The sequence below is a fragment of the Bradyrhizobium sp. USDA 4502 genome, from assembly GCF_054063355.1.
On sequence record NZ_JBSSGF010000001.1, the window covers coordinates 1375021 to 1393537 of the forward strand.

At 65.3% G+C, this 18517-nt stretch carries 16 protein-coding genes; 12 read left to right on the plus strand and 4 right to left on the minus strand.

What is annotated here, in order from left to right; translation table 11 throughout:
* The first annotated feature begins 6 nt into the window (after positions 1–6).
* Together ACVW1B_RS06130 and ppc are read left to right on the plus strand one after the other, a co-directional pair.
* The gene (locus ACVW1B_RS06130; RefSeq protein WP_456821343.1) at positions 7–1551 is read left to right on the plus strand and encodes an acyl-CoA synthetase; all 1545 of its coding nucleotides are present in this window, start codon (positions 7–9) and stop codon (positions 1549–1551) included.
* A 280-nt stretch (positions 1552–1831) separates the two neighbouring features.
* On the plus strand, positions 1832–4639 hold the full coding sequence (ppc, locus tag ACVW1B_RS06135; RefSeq protein ID WP_456823004.1) for a phosphoenolpyruvate carboxylase: 2808 nt from the start codon (positions 1832–1834) through the stop codon (positions 4637–4639).
* A 135-nt stretch (positions 4640–4774) separates the two neighbouring features.
* Here the strand turns inward: ppc and ACVW1B_RS06140 are convergent, their stop codons facing one another.
* From ACVW1B_RS06140 to ACVW1B_RS06155, 4 genes are all read right to left on the minus strand, one after another.
* Positions 4775–5887 carry an SMP-30/gluconolactonase/LRE family protein gene (locus tag ACVW1B_RS06140; RefSeq protein WP_456781191.1) on the minus strand — a complete coding sequence of 371 codons (1113 nt, stop codon included), beginning with the start codon at positions 5885–5887 and terminating at the stop codon, positions 4775–4777.
* A gap of 170 nt (positions 5888–6057) precedes the next feature.
* Complete coding sequence (locus tag ACVW1B_RS06145) at positions 6058–6972, minus strand: SDR family oxidoreductase (RefSeq protein WP_028338734.1); 915 nt, start codon at positions 6970–6972, stop codon at positions 6058–6060.
* Positions 6973–7081: 109 nt separating this feature from the next.
* Positions 7082–8221 (minus strand): thiolase C-terminal domain-containing protein, encoded by a 1140-nt coding sequence (locus ACVW1B_RS06150; RefSeq protein ID WP_310882601.1) that lies wholly within the window; start codon positions 8219–8221, stop codon positions 7082–7084.
* 4 nt (positions 8222–8225) lie between these two features.
* Complete coding sequence (locus ACVW1B_RS06155) at positions 8226–8639, minus strand: Zn-ribbon domain-containing OB-fold protein (protein ID WP_016841161.1); 414 nt, start codon at positions 8637–8639, stop codon at positions 8226–8228.
* 231 nt (positions 8640–8870) lie between these two features.
* Between ACVW1B_RS06155 and ACVW1B_RS06160 the strand changes: the two genes are divergently transcribed.
* From ACVW1B_RS06160 to ACVW1B_RS06205, 10 genes are all read left to right on the plus strand, one after another.
* Entirely contained in the window at positions 8871–10118 is a 1248-nt protein-coding gene (locus ACVW1B_RS06160; RefSeq protein ID WP_456821344.1) for an amino acid ABC transporter substrate-binding protein, read from the plus strand.
* A gap of 45 nt (positions 10119–10163) precedes the next feature.
* Positions 10164–11087: a branched-chain amino acid ABC transporter permease gene (locus ACVW1B_RS06165; RefSeq protein WP_050386056.1), complete on the plus strand. Its 924-nt coding sequence runs from the start codon at positions 10164–10166 to the stop codon at positions 11085–11087.
* On the plus strand, positions 11080–12000 hold the full coding sequence (locus tag ACVW1B_RS06170) for a branched-chain amino acid ABC transporter permease (protein ID WP_057015729.1): 921 nt from the start codon (positions 11080–11082) through the stop codon (positions 11998–12000). Before ACVW1B_RS06165 ends, ACVW1B_RS06170 begins: the two co-directional genes overlap by 8 nt.
* Entirely contained in the window at positions 11990–12718 is a 729-nt protein-coding gene (locus tag ACVW1B_RS06175; protein ID WP_038386390.1) for an ABC transporter ATP-binding protein, read from the plus strand. The genes ACVW1B_RS06170 and ACVW1B_RS06175 overlap by 11 nt, the downstream gene beginning before the upstream one ends.
* Complete coding sequence (locus ACVW1B_RS06180) at positions 12708–13427, plus strand: ABC transporter ATP-binding protein (protein ID WP_057015727.1); 720 nt, start codon at positions 12708–12710, stop codon at positions 13425–13427. Before ACVW1B_RS06175 ends, ACVW1B_RS06180 begins: the two co-directional genes overlap by 11 nt.
* A 92-nt stretch (positions 13428–13519) precedes the next feature.
* Positions 13520–14869 carry an amidase gene (locus ACVW1B_RS06185; RefSeq protein WP_456781190.1) on the plus strand — a complete coding sequence of 450 codons (1350 nt, stop codon included), beginning with the start codon at positions 13520–13522 and terminating at the stop codon, positions 14867–14869.
* The gene (locus ACVW1B_RS06190; protein ID WP_028331749.1) at positions 14862–15548 is read left to right on the plus strand and encodes a DUF2848 domain-containing protein; all 687 of its coding nucleotides are present in this window, start codon (positions 14862–14864) and stop codon (positions 15546–15548) included. The genes ACVW1B_RS06185 and ACVW1B_RS06190 overlap by 8 nt, the downstream gene beginning before the upstream one ends.
* A 254-nt stretch (positions 15549–15802) precedes the next feature.
* Entirely contained in the window at positions 15803–16546 is a 744-nt protein-coding gene (locus tag ACVW1B_RS06195; RefSeq protein WP_092083312.1) for a 2OG-Fe(II) oxygenase, read from the plus strand.
* Between the two features lie 13 nt (positions 16547–16559).
* A complete protein-coding gene (gene alkB / locus ACVW1B_RS06200) occupies positions 16560–17213 on the plus strand; it encodes a DNA oxidative demethylase AlkB (RefSeq protein WP_057015725.1) in 654 nt (217 codons plus the stop codon).
* 26 nt (positions 17214–17239) lie between these two features.
* Complete coding sequence (locus tag ACVW1B_RS06205) at positions 17240–18454, plus strand: MFS transporter (protein WP_456781189.1); 1215 nt, start codon at positions 17240–17242, stop codon at positions 18452–18454.
* The last annotated feature ends 63 nt before the right edge of the window (positions 18455–18517 follow it).

Here is an 18517-nt window from a genome sequence, read left to right on the forward strand (position 1 = left end):
ACGACAATGGAAACGTCCCAGCCCTTCCTCGGCATCGTCAGCGGCGGTCGCCGGCGCGATCACGCTGCAGTGGCTGAGCGCGCCGACCGTATTGCCAGCGGCCTCAACGGGCTCGGCGTCAAGCCGGGCGACAGCGTCTGCCTGCTGATGCGCAACGACATCGCCTTCATCGAGACTGCCTATGCCGCGATGCGGCTCGGCGCCTATGGCGTGCCGATCAACTGGCACTTCAAGCCGGAGGAGATCAACTATGTGCTGACGGATTCCGGCACGCGCGTCCTGATCGGTCATGCCGACATGCTGCATCCGCTGCGCGGCGCGATCCCGCCCGGCGTCATCGTGCTCAGCGTGCCGACGCCACCGGAAATCCTCGCCAACTACAAGATCAATCCCGATCATCTGGCGACACCGGATTTCGCGATCAATTTCGAAGCCTGGCTGGCGCAATTCCCGCGCTATGACGGCCCGGTGGTGCCGCAGCCGCAGAACATGATCTACACCTCGGGCACCACAGGCCATCCGAAGGGCGTGCGCCGCTTCGCGCCGACGCCGGAGCAGACCGCCAATGCGGAAGCAATGCGCGCGATGATCTACGGCCTGAAGCCCGGTGCACGCGCGATCCTGCCCGGACCGCTCTACCATTCCGCGCCGAATTCCTTCGGCTTGCGCTCGGGCAAGCTCGGCGGCGCGCTGGTGCTGATGCCGCGCTTCGACGCGGAGGAGTTTCTGCAGCTGATCGCGCGCGAGCGGATCGACACCATCTTCATGGTGCCGACGATGTTCATCCGCCTGATGAAGCTGCCCGAGGAGGTGCGCCGGAAGTACGACATGTCGTCGCTGCGCCATATCATCCATGCCGCCGCGCCCTGTCCGCCCGATGTCAAGCGCGCCATGATCGAATGGTGGGGGCCGGTGATCTACGAGTTCTACGGCTCGACCGAGTCAGGCGCGGTGACCTTCGCCAATTCCGAGGACGCACTGAAGAAGCCCGGCACGGTTGGAAAGATCTCGCCCGGTGCCGAGTTGCGCTTCATCGGCGACGACGGCGAGGAGGTGCCGCAGGGCCAGATCGGCGAGATCTATTCGCGGATCAAGGGCAATCCCGACTTCACCTATCACAACAAGGCCGAGAAGCGCGCCGAGATCGACCGCCAGGGCTTCATCACCTCGGGCGATGTCGGCTATATCGATGCCGACGGCCACGTCTTCATCTGCGATCGCAAGCGCGACATGGTGATCTCGGGTGGCGTCAACATCTATCCGGCCGAGATCGAGGCGGTGCTGCATGCCGTCCCCGGCGTGCACGACTGCGCGGTGTTCGGTATTCCCGATGCCGAATTCGGCGAGGCGCTGATGGCGGTGGTCGAGCCGCAGCCCGGCGTCGCGCTCGACATCGCCTCCGTCCGCGCCCAGCTGAAGACCGCGCTTGCCGATTACAAGGTGCCCAAGCACATCGAGATCCAGACCAGCCTGCCGCGCGAGGATTCCGGAAAAATCTTCAAGCGCCGGCTGCGCGATCCCTATTGGGAGCGGGCGGGGCGGAGGATCTAGCCCGTCGTCCCGGGCAAGCCAACGGGTCGGCGCGAAGCGCCGCCCGATGACAGGCTCCGCGCGACCCGGGACCCATAACCACCAATCTCCGTGTTGCGCGCTGCAGTGGCCCCAGCTTGCTTCGACCGCAGCCGCCGGTGGTGATGGGTCCCAGCTTTCGCCGGGACGACATTGGTGTGTGTGCACCGCCACCAAGTTCATCTTGCGCTGCGGCAAAAAAAGCGCACACTCGGGAGGAGCCGGGCAGCCTCCGGAGTAGCGAGCCATGTCTCCCCAGGTAATGCCTCCCCAGACCATGCCGTCCGAGACCGAAATCCGCGCCAAACGTGCCGCAGAGGCCAGCCTTCTGGAAGCGGCTGCGCAGGAGGAGGATGCGCGGCTCCGGAATGACATCCGCCTTTTGGGGCGCGTTCTCGGCGACACCGTGCGCGACCAGGAAGGGGCCGACGTATTCGACCTGGTCGAGCGCATCCGCCAGACCTCGGTTCGCTTCCATCGCGACGAGGACAAGCTGGCGCGGCGGGAGCTGGAGAGCATCCTCGACGGCATGTCGATTGCCGAGACGCTGCAGATCGTCCGCGCCTTCAGCTATTTCTCCCACCTCGCCAACATCGCCGAGGACCAGAACAACATCCGCCAGATGCGCAGCCGCGGCCCGAGCGGGGCGCCGCGGCCGAGCACGCTGGAACAGACGCTGGTGCATGCCCGTCAGGCCGGCATCAGCCCGGCCGATCTGCGCGGCTTCTTCAGGAGCGCGCTGGTTAGCCCGGTATTGACCGCGCATCCGACCGAGGTCCGCCGCAAGAGCACGATGGACCGCGAGATGGAGATCGCCGATCTGCTCGACCGCCGCGAGCGGCTGCAGATGACGCCGGACGAGAGCGAGGCCAGCGACGAGCAGCTTCGCCGCGCCGTGGTGACGCTGTGGCAGACCAATCTGCTGCGCCGGACCAAATTGACCGTCCTCGACGAGGTCGCCAACGGCCTGTCGTTCTACGACTACACCTTCCTGCAGGAGGTGCCGCGGCTGCATTGCGCGCTGGAGGACCGCCTGAACAAGGAGGGCGGCGAGGCCGGCGAACTCGCTTCCTTCCTCAGGATGGGAAGCTGGATCGGCGGCGATCGCGACGGCAATCCCTTCGTCACCGCGGAGGTGATGCGCGGCACGCTGCGCCTGCAGTCGAGCCAGGCGCTCAACTTCTACCTCGAGGAGCTGCATGCGCTTGGTGCCGAATTGTCGCTGGCGGCGCATCTCGCCGACGTCTCGGACGAGCTGCGGAGCCTCGCCGAGCGTTCGCCCGACACCTCGCCGCATCGCAGCGGCGAGCCGTATCGGCTGGCCGTATCGGGCATCTATGCGAGGCTTGCGGCGACAGCCTCTCGGCTCGAGGTCGAGACCACGCGGCCGCCGGTCGGCAAGGCCGAGCCCTATGCGACCGTGAAGGAGTTCCAGGCCGATCTCGACGTGCTCAACCGCTCGCTGATCGCGAACAATTCCAGCGTGATCGCGCGCGGCCGGCTGCGGCTGTTGCGGCGGGCGGTGGATTGCTTCGGCTTCCATCTGGCGCGGCTCGACATCCGCCAGAACTCGGCGGTGCACGAGCGCACCATCGCCGAGCTGTTCGACACCGCCAATCCGGGGATGTCCTATCTGGCGCTCGGCGAGGACGCCCGCGTCAGCCTGCTGCTCGGCGAGCTGCGCAATGCACGGCCGCTGGCCTCGCCCTTCGTGAAATATTCCGAGGAGACCCAAAGCGAGCTCGCCGTGTTCCGAGCCGCGGCCGAGGCGCATGCCAGGTTCGGGCCGGAGGTGATCTCCCAATGCATCATCTCGATGTGCCAGGGCATGTCCGACATGCTCGAGGTCGCGGTGCTGCTGAAGGAGGTCGGGCTCGTCAATCCGTCCGGCCGCAGCGCCGTCAACATCGTGCCGCTGTTCGAAACCATCGAGGATCTGCAGGCCTCCAGCGGCATCATGGACCGCATGCTGGTGCTGCACGATTATCGCAAGCTGGTCGACAGTCTCGGTAGCGTGCAGGAGGTGATGCTCGGCTATTCCGACAGCAACAAGGATGGCGGCTTCGTCACCTCGGGTTGGGAGCTCTACAAGGCAGAGATCGGCCTCGTCGAGGTGTTCGAGCGCCACGGCGTGCGGCTGCGCCTGTTCCACGGCCGCGGCGGTTCGGTCGGCCGCGGCGGCGGCCCGAGCTATGACGCGATCATCGCGCAGCCCGGCGGCGCCGTGAACGGCCAGATCCGCATCACGGAGCAGGGCGAGATCATCTCGTCGAAATATTCCAATGCCGAGGTCGGCCGCAGCAATCTGGAGATCCTCGCCGCTGCAACGCTGGAAACCAGCCTGCTGCAGCCGCGGCAGAGCGCGCCGCGCCCCGAATATCTCAAGGCGATGGAGGAGATTTCCGCGCTCGCCTTCAAGGCCTATCGCGGCCTCGTCTATGAGACCGAAGGCTTCGCCGATTATTTCTGGGGTTCGACCGTCATCAATGAGATCGCGACGCTGAACATCGGCAGCCGCCCGGCCTCGCGCAAGAAGACCCGCGAGATCGAGGACCTGCGCGCCATCCCGTGGGTGTTCTCCTGGGCGCAGTGCCGGCTGATGCTGCCGGGCTGGTATGGCTTCGGCAGTGCGGTCGAGAGCTGGATATCCGAGCATCCGGAGCAGGGTATGCCGTTCCTGCAGGAGCTCTATCGGGAATGGCCGTTCTTCCGCACACTATTGTCCAACATGGACATGGTGCTGGCGAAGAGCTCGATCGCGATCGCCTCGCGCTATGCCGAGCTGGTGCCCGACGTCGCGTTGCGCGAGAAGATTTTTGGCCAGATCCGCCGCGAATGGCACCTGTCGATCGAGACGCTGCTCGACATCATGGGGCATGACCGGCTGCTGCAGGGCAACCCGCTGCTGGAGCGCGGCATCCGCAACCGCTTCCCTTACTTGGATCCGCTCAATCACGTGCAGGTCGAGCTGCTGAAGGAGTATCGCGCGCAGAACCCGGACGAGCAGGTGCTGCGCGGGATCCAGATCACGATCAACGGGATTTCGGCGGGACTGCGGAATAGCGGGTAACCACAGCGTCGTCCCGGCGAACGCCGGGACCCATAACCACGACCGGGAGTGTCGTGAACGATGTGGGCCCCAGCTTTCTTCAACAACCAACTGCAGTGGTAATGGGTCCCGGCCTTCGCCGGGACGACGGTTAGATCAGCAGTTGTGCGCGCCCTTCGTCTCGACATAGACCGCGTAGAGCGACTGGCTTGCCGTCATGAACAGGCGGTTGCGCTTCTTGCCGCCGAAGGTGAGGTTGGCGCAGGTCTCCGGCAGCAGGATCTGGCCGATCCGCTGGCCGTCGGGCGCAAACACCTGCACGCCGTCGTAGCCCGGTCCGACCCAGCCGGCGCCGACCCAGATATTGCCGTCGACGTCGACACGCAGGCCGTCCGGGAAGCCTGACTTGCCGTCCAGCGTCATGTCGATCAGCGTGCGCGGGTTGGAGAGCTTGTCGCCGTTGAGGTCGTACTGCCAGACGATGTTCTTGGCATTCGGATAGTGCGTGATGCCGGTGTCGCAGACGTAGACCTTCTTGTAGTCGTGGCTGAAGGCGATGCCGTTCGGCTTGAACGGCTCGTCGGCGACTTTGGTGATCTGACCGGTCGCAGCATCGATGCGGTAGACGGCTTCCTTCTGGTAGGGCTGCTTCGATCCCGTGTTGGCCAGTTGGCCCTCATAGATCGAGATCGCGCCATAGCCGGGATCGGTGAACCAGATCGACTTGTCGTTGGGATGCACGACCATGTCGTTCGGCCCGTTGAGCTGCTTGCCATTGGCCTGCTCCGCCAAGGGCGTGATGGTTCCGTCGTGCTCGTAGCGCACCAGCCGCGTGCGCTCGGCGGTGATCTGGCGGCCCTCGAAATCGAAGGTCGAGCCGTTGGCCTCGTTCGACGGCTTGTGGAATTGCTCGGAGATGTGGCCGTCATCGTCGAGATAGCGCAACTGGCGGTTGGCCGGGATATCGCTCCAGACCAGATACTGGCCCTGCGCGTTCCAGGCCGGGCCCTCCGCCCACAGGCAGCCGGTGTAGAGCCGCTTGATCGCGGTGTTGCCGACCTTGGCCTTGAAGCGCTTGTCGTCGATCACGACGATGTCTGGATCGGGATAGCGCTGCGGCTCCGTGTTGGGGCCGAAGTCGCGCGCTGCGGCATCGGATGCCGCCATCGCGGTTGCAGCAAGCGCGGTTGCGCCGCGCAAGATTGTCCGACGGTCGAACGCCTTCGCACCGTCGCCCTCGTGTTTCTGAATGTTGCTTGGATTTGTCACGAAAGTCCTCCCAGGCTTTTTTGTTATCGGGAGGACGATCATACCCCCGCAATTCTGGCACAATGCGGGCACGCCATGATGAAACAACCAAAGAGTGTGTCGCCCCCGCTGTTTCGCGGAGGCGACGATTTCACAAAACTGTCAGATCAGATCGGAGGATCAGATCAAGTTCAGATCGGATCCCAGGTGAAGACGTCGGCCGAGCGGTCGAGCTTGGCGAACGATCCCTTCAGCGCCGGCATGCCGTGCTCGGCAATGGTCTCGGGCGTCCAGCCTTCGCCGCGATGCACCGAGCGCACCGGACGATGCTGGCCGAACAGGAAGATCTCGTTCATGCGCACGCCGAAGATCTGTCCGGTGACGTCCTTGGCCGCGTCTGACAGCAGATAGGCGCAGACCGGCGCGATCTTCTCCGGGCCCATCTGCTTGATCTTCTCGACGCGCGCCTTCTCGGCGTCGGTCTCGGTCGGGATGGTGCCGATCATGCGGGTCCAGGCGAACGGCGACACGCAGTTCGAGCGCACGTTGAAGCGACCCATGTCGAGCGCGATCGATTTCGACAGGCCGACGATGCCAAGCTTGGCGGCGGCGTAGTTGGCCTGGCCGTAATTGCCGATCAGGCCGGAGGTCGAGGTGAAGTGCACGAACGAACCCGATTCCTGCTCGCGGTAGATGCGCGCCGCGGCGTGGCTGACATAGAACGAGCCCATCAGATGCACCTTGATGACGGCCTCGAACGCCTCCACGCTCATCTTGTGGAAGATCATGTCGCGCAGGATGCCGGCGTTGTTGACGACGCCGTCGAGCCGGCCGAAATGATCGGTCGCGGTCTTCACGATCTTGCTGGCGGGAATGGCTTCCGCCACCGACTCGAAATTGGCGACCGCTGTGCCGCCGCGCTTCTTGATCTCCTCGACCACTTCCTCGGCGGGCGCGGCGCTCGAGCCGCCGCCGTCGGCGGCGCCGCCGGGATCGTTGACCACGACCTTGGCGCCTTCCGCCGCGCAGAGCAGCGCGATCTCGCGGCCGATGCCGCGCCCCGCGCCGGTGACGATGATGACTTTATCCTGCAGTGATTTTGCCATGTCGGTTCTCCTGGTTTGCTCTCCGTCATTCCGGGATGGTGCGGAGCACCAGACCCGGAATCTCGAGGTTCCGGGTTCGCGCTTCGCGCGCCCCGGAACGACGGAGCTGTTATTTCTCGTTCGTAAAGATGATCGTGCCACTTGCGGCGAACATGCCGCCGACGCCGTGGCAGACCGAGATCTTTGCGTTCGGCACCTGCGCCGGCGCGATGCCGCGCATCTGCCGCACGCTCTCCTGCAGCGCGTACATGCCGTACATGCCGGAGTGCATGTAGCTGAGGCCGCCGCCATTGGTGTTGAGCGGCAGCTTGCCGCCGGGGCGGGTGTTGCCGTCGGCGATGAACTTGCCGGTCTCCTCATACGGCATGAAGCCGAGGTCGCCGAGGCCGTAGAGCGGCAGATGCGCGAAGGCGTCGTAGATCATCAGATGATCGACGTCCTTGTGGGTGATGCCGGCCTCCTTGAAGGCCAGGGGTCCCGCCACCTTGAAGGCGCGCGATGAGTCGAACGTCTTCATCTGGCTGACCATCGGCGTTTCCACGCTCTCGCCGGTGCCGAGGATGTAGACCGGCTTGTTCGGGAAATCCTTGGCGCGGTCGGCCGAGGTGAGGATCAGCGCGCCGCCGCCGTCGGTGACGAGGCAGCATTGCAGCAGCCGGAGCGGATAGGCGATCATCCGCGAGTTCAGGACGTCGGCGACGGTGATCGGATCCTTCATGGTCGCGCGCGGGTTCTTCGCCGCCCATTCGCGCTGCGCCACCGCGACCATCGCGAGCTGCTCATGCGTGATGCCGTGGGTCTTCATGAACCGCAGCACGGGAATCGGAAACATGCTCGGCGGCCCGTAGACACCGAACGGTGCCTCGAACTGGCCGTTGAGGCTGTCGGCGGGCGTGAAGCGCGGCTGCTTGCCGATCATCGACTTGCCGCTTTCGGCATGCGTGATCAGAACGGTCTTGCACAGGCCGGCCTCGATCGCGGCGGCGGCGTGTCGGACATGCAGCATGAAGGAGCAGCCGCCGACCGAGGTGCCGTCGACCCAGGTCGGCGTGATGCCGAGATAGTGCGCCATCTGCTGCGGGGTCTCGACCGCGGTAGCGAAGCCGTCGATGTCGGACAGCTTCAGGCCGGCGTCCGCGATCGCATTCAGCGCCGCGTCCGCGTGCAGCTGGATCTGCGACATGTTCGGGATGACGCCGAGTTCGGTGGTTTCGGCCGCGCCGACGACGGCAACCTGGTTCCTGCGCATTGCGTTATCCCTTTGCCGGACGGAACAAAGGGAGCGTGATCTTGTCGTCGAGCGCCTCGAAGGCGACCTCGAGCCGCATGTCGAGCTCGAGCGCTTCCGGCGTCTGCGGACAATCGATGATGTTGCTCATCATGCGCGGGCCCTCGTCGAGCTCGACGACCGCGATCGCATAAGGCGGCGTGAAGCCGGGCGCTGCGGGACGGTGGTTGATGACGTAGCTGTAGAGCTTGCCCTTGCCGCTAGCCTTGAAGATCGAGACCTTGCGCGAGGCGCAGGAGGGGCAGAACGGCCGCGGCGGAAAGTAGACATTGGCGCAGGCATCGCAGCGCTGCAGGCGCAGCTCGCCAGCCTTGGTGCCATCCCAGAAATGCTGGGTCTCCGGTGTCGGCTTTGGTTTCGCGCGCGCGGGCTCGGCCATGTCTGATGTCTCCTCCCGAAATCGTTACAGTCTTGATGCGACATTGAACCAAGGCCCGTCAACGGTCCATCCATGCTCCGCGCAGCGGCCTGTGTCCCGCGCATGCCGCATATTCCGCCCCTCGCACAATTGCTAAGGCCGCGCTGCTTGTGTCGCTCCGATCCGGCGCGTAGAAGGGCCGCGTCCAAGATACGTCCAAGACACGTTCAAGATAGCCGGGAGGAACATATCATGCTGAGGATCATCGGCGCGGCACTCGCTGCCAGCCTCGCATTTGCCACGCAGGCGATGGCCGCCGACGCACCGTCGGAGATCAAGATCGGCACGCTCTACGCATCCTCGGGGCGCTACGCCTCGATCTCGATGCCGGTCTACAGCTCGCTGAAATTGTGGGTCGAACAGAAGAACGCCGAGGGCGGCGTGTTCGTGAAGGCGTTCGACAAGAAGATCCCGATCAAGCTCGTCTCCTATGACGACCAGAGCAACACCGCGACCGCCTCGACGCTTTATAATCAGCTCGTCACCCAGGATAAGGTCGATCTCCTGGTCGCCGATTCCGGATCAGTGCTGACGGCGCCCGCGGTTGCGATCGCGCGCGATCACAAGATGTTCCTGTTCGACCAGACCGGCACCGGCGCGAGCTTCTTCTCCAAGGACAATCCCTACATCGCGCTGATGGCCGATCCGGTGTCGACGGTTTGGCCGAAGCCGGTCGCCGACTTCATCAGCCATGACGGCCCTGGCCTCGGCATCAAGAAGGTCGCGATCCTCTATTCGACCAACGAGTTCACCGGCACCCAGGCCAACGCGTTCCGCAAGTTCGTCAAGGAGTCCGGCGCGCCGATCGAGATCGTCTATGACCAGGGCGTTCCGACCGAGACCACCAATTACAACGTCATCATCAACAACATCAGCAACGCCAATCCGGACGCGGTGATCCATTTCGGCTATGCGCCGAACGACATCGCCTTCCTGCGCAACGTCCAGGACGTCGGCACCAAGTTCAAGATGCTGTTCGCGATCTATGCCGGTCTCGAGACCGAGTTGCTCGAGAAGAATGTCGGCGCCAAGGGCCTCGAGCACATCTGGACCTACGTGCCGCCGTCCGAATTGGACTATCCCGTCAATTTCGGGATGAACATGAAGGATTTCCGCGCCGCCTGGACCAAGAAGTACAACGACGGCAAGATGGAGTTCGGCTTCAACGCGGTGGCCGGCTACACCACGGCGCTGGTGATCGAGAAGACACTGTCGGTTGCGACCAGCCTCGACCAGATGGAGCTGCGCCGCGCGGTGTTCTCGCTCAGCGGCCAGCTCAAGACGCTGGACGGCACCTTCGCGCTGGATGAGACCGGCGGCCAGATCGGCGAACTGACGCCGCTCGGCCAGCTCACGGTCGACGAGCACGATCACATCAAGTTCATTTCGATCTATCCGCACGACACCGCCAACGGCAAGCCGATCTATCCGGCGCCGTGATGCAGGTGAGTGCGGCAGGCGTAACCTTCGGCGGCGAGCGGTAGCATGACCTATGCGCTGGTTGCCGGCGTGCTGTTCGGGCTGTATTTCAGCCTGGTCGGCATCGGTCTCAATCTCGTGTTCGGCGTCATGCGCATCGTCAACCTTGCGCATGGCGACATCCTGATGCTCGGCGCCTTCATCGCGCTCGGCGTGGTCGGCCTCGCCGGCATCGACCCGCTGTTCGCGGTGCCGCTCGCCTTCGTGGTCTTCGTGCTGGTGGGCGTGCTGCTGTACTGGGTGCTGGTGCCGCGGCTGCAGGGCTCGGCCAATCCGGAAATGCTGTCGATCATCCTGTTCTTCGGCCTGTCGCAGGTGATCGAAGCCGTCACCACGATCTTCGCCGGCACCAGCGAGCGCTCGATCCAGAGCCGGCTGCTCGGCACCGTGTTCACGACCATCAAGGTGAAATGGTTCGGCGGCAAGGCGGGCGGCGCAGGGCCGATCCAGATCTTCGGCCAGGGTTTTCCTGCGCCTTGGGTGATCGCGGCCATCACCAGCCTGATCGCGATCGCGCTGGTCTACCTCTATCTCTACCACACCCGGCTCGGCACCCTGACCCGCGCGGTGATGTCACGGCGCGACGAGGCATTGGCGACCGGCATCGACGTCGATCGCGTCTCGGCGGCGGCGTTCGGTATCGGGCTCGGCATCGCGGCGGTCGCCGGCGTGTTCGCGCCCTTCATGTTCGGCTCGGTGACGCCGGCGTTCGGCGCCGACGCGACGGTGACGTCGTTTGCGATCGTCGTGCTGGGTTCGCTCGGCAATCCGCTCGGTACCGCGCTCGGCGGTGTCGTCTACGGTCTCTGCTACATGCTGGTGCAGACCTATCTCAGTTCCTGGGCCGACTTGCTGCCCTATGTGTTGTTGATCGTGATCCTGTTGTTGCGCCCGAGCGGTCTGCTCGGAAGGCGGGTGCGCGTTGCATAACGCCTCGAAGCACCTGCTGTTCATCCTGGCGCCGTTGGTGGTGGTGTTCGCACTGCTGCCCGGCGTCTATCAAAACCATCTGCTGCTGTTCAACTTCGTGATCTTCCTGATCCTCGCGCAAGGCGTGAACATCATCTATGGCTTCACCGGCTATCTGCCGTTCGGGTATGTCGGCTTCTTCGGCGCCGGCGCCTATGGCTTCGCCATCATGGTGATGCATCTGCATACACCGGCGCCGCTCGCCGTGCTGGTCGGCGGCGTCGTGGCGGTTGCGCTCGGCCTGTTGCTGACGCCGCTGCTGCGGCTGTCGGGCGCGTATTTCGCGATCGCCAACCTCGCGGCCTCGCTCGCGGTGCTGCATTTCGTCGCCAACCCCGCGCTGGAGGGGATCACCAAGGGCCCCTACGGCGTGTCGCTCACCGGCACCTTCAACCCGACCCACGCCTACTATGCCGCGGTCGTCGTGATGGCGCTGACGGTCGGCGCCGTGGTCTATCTGAAGAACTCGCCGTTCGGGCTGGCGCTGCAGGCCGTGCGCGAGGATGCGGTGTCGGCCTCGATGGCCGGCGTCAATATCGTGAAGATGCGGGTGATTGCCTGGCTCGCCTCGGCGCTGGTCGCTGGCCTCGCCGGCGGCATCTACGCCTGGTACGTCTCGGTGTTCTATCCGGACAACGTGTTCTCCGGCGAGTTCTCGATCTTCGCGATCGTGTTCGCGCTGTTCGGCGGCGTTGCCACCATCACCGGCCCGATCGTCGGTGTGCTGATCCTTTACGGCATCTACAATCTGATCGGCTTCACCACGCCGCAATATTTCCAGCTGATCTATGGTCTCCTGATCATGGGGCTGGTGCTGTTCCTGCCCTCTGGACTGGTGTCGCTGGCAACCCGCAGGGGGTGGCATGTCCCCTGAGAAAACCCCGATCCTCAAGGTCTCGAAGCTGGTGAAGCGCTTTGGCGGCTTCCACGCGCTCGATGGCCTCAGCTTCCACGTCGTGCCCGGCGAGATCCTCGGGCTGGTCGGCCCGAACGGCTCCGGCAAGACCACGGCGATCAATGTGATCTCCGGTCTCTATGCGCCAGACGGCGGCGAGGTCGTGTTCGACGGCGCGTCCGCCGGCGGCGTCGCCTCGCACAAGCTCGTTCACCGCGGCATCAACCGCACCTTCCAGGTACCGAAGCCGTTCCTGTCGCTCACGGTACGCGAGAACATCCAGGTGGCGCTGGCCTATGGCGGCGCGACCGGTGCGCCGTCGATTGCCGAACTGCTTGAGGATTTCAGGCTGAAGGAGGTCGCCGACCGTCCGGCCGCCGATCTCAACAGCGCGCAGCAGAAGATGCTCGATTTGACCCGTGCGCTCGCCACGCGGCCGCGGCTGCTGCTGCTCGACGAACTCGCGGCCGGCCTCAACCCGGCGGAGCTCGACTGGATCGCCGGCCGCATCAAGGCCTTGGCCGCGACCGGCATGGCGATCATCGTGGTCGAGCATCTGATGGGCTTCATCGAACAGATCACCGACCGCGTCATCGTGCTCAATGCGGGCAAGGAGATCTTCGAGGGCACGCTGGCGACCGCGGTACGCGAGCCGCAGGTGATCGAGGTATTTTTGGGAGGCGAGCATGCCCACTGATGCGGTGTCGCTTCTGGACACGAGGGGCGTCGATGCCGGCTACGGCACCATGCAGGTGCTGTGGGGCGTCGATCTCGACGTCCGCCCCGGCGAGACCGTGCTGCTGCTCGGCGCCAACGGCGCGGGCAAGACCACGTTCCTGAAGTCGCTGGTCGGCCTGATCGAGGCCCGCAGCGGCCACATCAAGCTCGGCGGTGAGGACATCACCAGGATGCGCTCGTCGGACCGCATGAAGCGCGGCATGACCTACATGTCGGAGCTTGCGGTGTTTCCCGACCTGTCGATCGAGGAAAATATCCGCGTCGGCGCGCAGGCGCTGGGCCATGCCAATCCGGGGGCGCGGGTCGACGAACTGTACGGCCTGTTCCCGGTGCTGCGCGACAAGCGCCGCGATCCCGCGTCCAGCCTGTCCGGCGGTCAGCGAAAGATGCTCGGCATCGCCAAGGCGCTGTCGGCCGAGCCGAAGCTGCTGGTGATGGACGAGCCCTCGGCCGGGCTGTCGCCGCTGTTCGTCAAGGAGGTGCTGCGCGCCTTGTCGAGCCTGCAGGGCCGCGGACTGGCACTCTTGATCGCGGAGCAAAATATCGGTTTTCTCGAGATTGCCACCCGCGTATTCGTGCTGGAAGGCGGGCGGATCCGCTTCTCCGGCACGGTTGCCGAGATGAGCGGCAATGAAGAGCTGCACCGCGCCTATTTCGGGCTGAAGTGATGCGAGGTGAGGCGCCGGCGGGCTGGAAATCGGCCTCGGTTCGCGCGACAATCAACTGCAAGCCATGAAGTGCAAGCCGTGAAGTGAAAGCCATGCCCAAGAATCCGACACTCGCCTCCCTGGCCGCCGATCTCGCCGGCGGCGCGACCTCTGCCCGCAAGCTCGTCGAGCAGTGCATCGCCAAAATCGCTGATCCCTCAGGCGAGGGCCAACGCACCTTCATCCGTGTCGACCGCGACGCCGCGCTCGAGGCCGCCGACGCCATGGACCGGCTGCGCAAGGCCAATGCCGCGCCGTCGCCATTTGCCGGCATTCCGGTTTCGATCAAGGATCTGTTCGACATCAAGGGGCAGGTGACGCGGGCGGGCTCGCGCGCGCTGGAGGATTCCGCGCCGGCGGATGCCGATGCACCTGTCGTGGCGCGGCTCAAGCGCGCCGGCTTCATCGTGATCGGCCGCACCAACATGACCGAGTTCGCCTATTCCGGCATCGGCATCAATCCGCATTACGGCACGCCGAAGAGCGCCTGGAACCGGAGCGCCGGCCACGTGCCGGGTGGCTCGTCCTCGGGGGCGGCGGTCTCGATCGCCGATGGCATGGCGTTCGGCGCGCTCGGCACCGACACCGGCGGCTCCTGCCGAATCCCCGCCGCCTTCAACGGCATCGTCGGCTACAAGCCGACGCAGCGCCGGATTCCGCTCGATGGTGGCGTGCCGCTGTCGTTCACGCTCGACAGCTACGGCCCGCTGGCCAATTCGGTGGCCTGCTGCGCCGCGCTCGACGCGGTGCTCGCCGACCAGCCGGTCATGCCGGTCGCGCAGCGCCCGGTGAAGGGCATGCGGCTCGCGGTGCCGACCACGGTCGTTCTCGACGACCTCGACGAGGCCGTCGCGAAAACCTTCGAGCGCGCGCTCGCGGCGTTGTCGCGCGCAGGCGCCTTGATCGAGCGGATCGAGGTGCCCGAATTGCTCGATGTCGGCGTCATGAACGCCAAGGGCGGCTTTGCCGCCGCCGAAAGCTATGCTTGGCATCGCTTCCTGCTGGCCAGCAAGGGCGACATCTACGATCCGCGCGTCGCCGTGCGCATCCAGCGCGGCGAGGGCTTTCCGGCCGCCGACTATATCGATCTGCTCAACGCACGCCGCTCCTTCATCGCCCGTACCGAGAAGCGGATCGCGCCCTATGATGCGATGGTGCTGCCGACCACGGCGAACCTGCCGCCTACGATCGCCAGCCTCGCCGACGACAAGGCGTTCGCCACCGAGAATTTGCGCGCGCTGCGCAATTGCACGCTGATCAATGTGCTCGACGGCTGCGCGATCTCGCTGCCCGCGCATCACGAGGGCGAGGCGCCGGTCGGCCTGATGCTCGCCGCCGCGGGCGGTTCGGATCGGCGCATTTTCGAGCTCGCTGCCGGAATGGAGACCGTGATCCGTGTTTGATCTCACCTTCAATGTCGACGACAAAGGCGTCGCCACTCCGCTCACACTGGAAATCAGGCAGGCCGTGATCGCCGGCTGGACCGGCCGCGATCCGGTGGCGCGCGACAAGCACATCGCCGAGCTCGAGGCGCTCGGCATCGCGCGGCCCGCGACCACGCCGATCTACTACCGCTGCTCGGCGCGCCGGCTCACCTTCGCCGATGCCATCGAAGTCTGCGGCGAGGACTCGAGCGGCGAGGTCGAGTTCGTGCTGATCGGCTGGCAGGGCCGCATCTTCGTCGGCTGCGGCTCCGACCACACCGACCGCAAGGTCGAGAGCTACAGCGTCACGGTGTCGAAGCAGATGTGCGACAAGCCGATGGCATCGGAGCTGTGGGAACTCGAGGACGTGATCGGCCACTGGGACCAGCTGGTGCTGCGTTCCTGGGCCGTGATCGGCGGCCAGCGCGTGCTCTACCAGGAAGGCACGCTCGATCACATGCTGCCGGTGAAGGACCTGATCGCGCGCGGCTTCGACCAAGGTGCGCTGCCCGACGGCTGCGCCATGTTCGGCGGCACCTTCGCGGCCAAGGGCGGCATCCGCCCCGCCAGCCGCTTCGAGTTCGAGCTGGAGGATCCGGTGCTGAAGCGGAAGATCAGCCACGGCTACGACGTGGTGACGCTGCCGGTGAGGGGCTGATTGCTCGCCGCGTTGTTGTTGTGAGGGAGATGACCGACGCTTTCTCCACGTGCGTCGTCCCGGCGAAAGCCGGGACCCATAACCACAGAGTGTTGTGGTTGGCACGTTGTAGCCCCAGCGATCTCAACAATTACGACGGTGGCTATGGGTCCCGGCTTTCGCCGGGACGACAGCGGGATTGGGGCGCTGTTCCCCGACATTTCCTGCCGGAAATCGGGTGGCGCGGGCCGCAATCAGGGGCCAGATTCCGTCCCATGACAGCAACAGCCAAAACCATTACCCGCCCATCCACCGGCATCCCGGCCCGCGTCGACGGGCTCGACTGGGACCAGATCAAGACCGACCTCGACGATCAGGGATGCGCCGTCCTCAACGGCCTGCTGACGCCTGAGGAATGCGATGCCATCGCCGCGCTGTATCCCGACGACAGCCAGTTCCGCAGCCGGATCGTGATGGGCCGTCACGGCTTCGGCCGCGGCGAGTACAAGTATTTCTCCTATCCGCTGCCGGACCTGATCGCGGAGCTGCGGCCGGCGCTCTATACGCGGCTGACCGCGACAGCCAATCGTTGGAACGAGACGATGGGGATCGATATCCGATATCCTGCGTCGCATGCGGCGTTCCTGAAGCGCTGCCATGACGCCGAACAGACGCGGCCGACGCCGCTGCTGCTGCAATATGGCGAGGGCGACTACAACTGCCTGCACCAGGATCTCTATGGCGAGCATGTGTTCCCGATCCAGGTCGCGATCCTGCTGTCGCAGCCCGGGCGCGATTTTACGGGTGGCGAATTCGTGCTGACCGAGCAGCGGCCGCGGATGCAGTCGCGGCCCGAGGTGGTGCCGCTCACCAAGGGCGATGCGGTGGCCTTTGCCGTGCATCATCGCCCGGTGCAGGGGACGCGCGGACCGTATCGTGTCAATCTGCGCCACGGCGTCAGCAGGATTCGCTCCGGCCATCGCCACACCGTTGGTGTGATCTTCCACGACGCGAAGTGAGTGCGAGAGAGGCGTGGCCACCGATCTGTTCGAGACCATTGGCGATGCCCGGCCATCGCGCGAGACGATCGCGGATGGCGCGGTGCTGTTGCGCGGCTTTGTCCGGCCGTTCGAGGCCGAGCTGATCCCGGCCTTGCGTGCCATCGTCAAGCAGGCGCCGTTCCGGCATCTGATCACGCCGGGCGGCCACCGCATGTCGGTCGCGATGACCAATTGCGGCAGCGTCGGCTGGGTCTCCGATCCCAGCGGCTATCGCTATGATCCGATCGATCCCGTCTCGGGACAACCCTGGCCTGAAATGCCGGAGGTGTTGCGCAGGCTCGCCGCCGACGCCGCTGATGAAGCCGGCTTCAACGGCTTCGCGCCTGAGGCCTGCCTGATCAATCGCTACGTCCCCGGCGCAAAACTGTCGCTGCATCAGGACAAGGACGAGCTCGACTACCGCGCACCGATCGTGTCGATCTCGCTCGGGCTGCCGGCGATCTTCCTGTTCGGCGGCCTGCAGCGCAGCGACACGCCGCGCCGCTATCGACTCGAACATGGCGACGTTGCGGTGTGGGGCGGCTCGTCACGGCTATTTTATCACGGCGTGGCACCGCTCGCAGATGGCGAGCACAGCGTGCTCGGCCGCCAGCGCATCAATTTGACCTTCCGCAAGGTGCGCTGAACCGCCGGGTGGTCTAGACTTGGCGGATGACCACCAAGGCCGACCGCGCCGTCAACCGCACCGGCGTCTATCTCGCCGTGCTGCAGCTCGTGTTCACGCTGGGCTGGACCACCTATCTGATCTATCTGCCGAAGCTATGCGCCGATGTCGGCATCGCACCGTCGACCGTGATCCTGATCCTGATGATGGATCAGGGCATCTTCACCGTCACCGACACGGCGATGGGCATGGCCGCCGACAGGATTTCGAGTCTGGTCGGCCGCCTTGGCTTGTTTGTCGGTATCCTTGCCGCGATCTCCTGCGCCGCCTTCGTCGCATTGCCTTACGTCGCCGGCACCGGGCCGGGCGCGAGGGTCTGGCTGATCGTGCTGATCGTGATCTGGGCCGTGACGTCGTCGGCCTTGCGGGCGCCGCCGCTGACGCTGCTCGGCAAGTATCGCGCGCAACCCTCGGTGCCGTTCCTCGCGGCGCTGGCGATGCTGGGTTATGGCATCGCGGGCGCGGTCTCGCCCTATCTTGGCGTCGTGCTGCGCAACCAGGATGCACGGCTGCCGTTCGTGCTGTCAGGCGCGGTGCTGCTGCTGACCGCGCTCGCCTTCTCAGGCGTCGAGCGCCGCATCGCGGCGGAGGCGCAGCCGGCGCGGCCGGCGCCTCCGGCGAAGCGGCTCGGGGCGGTGCCGATGTTCCTGATCGGATCGATGGTGCTGCTGTCGCTCGGCTACCAGCTGCACTTCAACATCAACAGCGCGCCGTTCTATTTGCGCTTTGCCAAGGCGGACGAGCTGCAATGGCTGATGCCGGTATTCTGGATCGGCTTCAACATCGCGATGTTTCCGGCAAGCATCGTCGTCAAGCATCGCGGCGGCCTGATCGTGATGGGCGCGGCGGGACTGCTCGGTGCCTTTGCGATCATCGCCGCCGAGATCGCCGGCAGTCTCAACGTCCTGATCGTGGCGCAATTCATGGCGGGGGCCGCTTGGGGCTGCATGCTGATGAGCGCGGTGTCCGCGGCGCTCGCGATCGGGGAGACCGGCGCGGAAGGCAAGGTCACCGGCCTCGTGTTCTCGGCGCTGGCGCTTGCGACCTTTGCGCGGATGGCGGCCGTCGCGGGTGGCCTGCAGAAGATGCCGGACTATGCGCCGCTGGTGCAATGGGCGCCGGTCGCCTGCTGGTCGGTCGCCGGCGCCGGCCTGCTCGTGATCGCCGCGTCACGGCTGCAACGCGGGGTGAAGAGCGCTTAGCGTCGTCATTCCCGTGGCGCGAAACGAACCCGGAATCTCGAGAGTCCGGGTTCGATGCTGCGC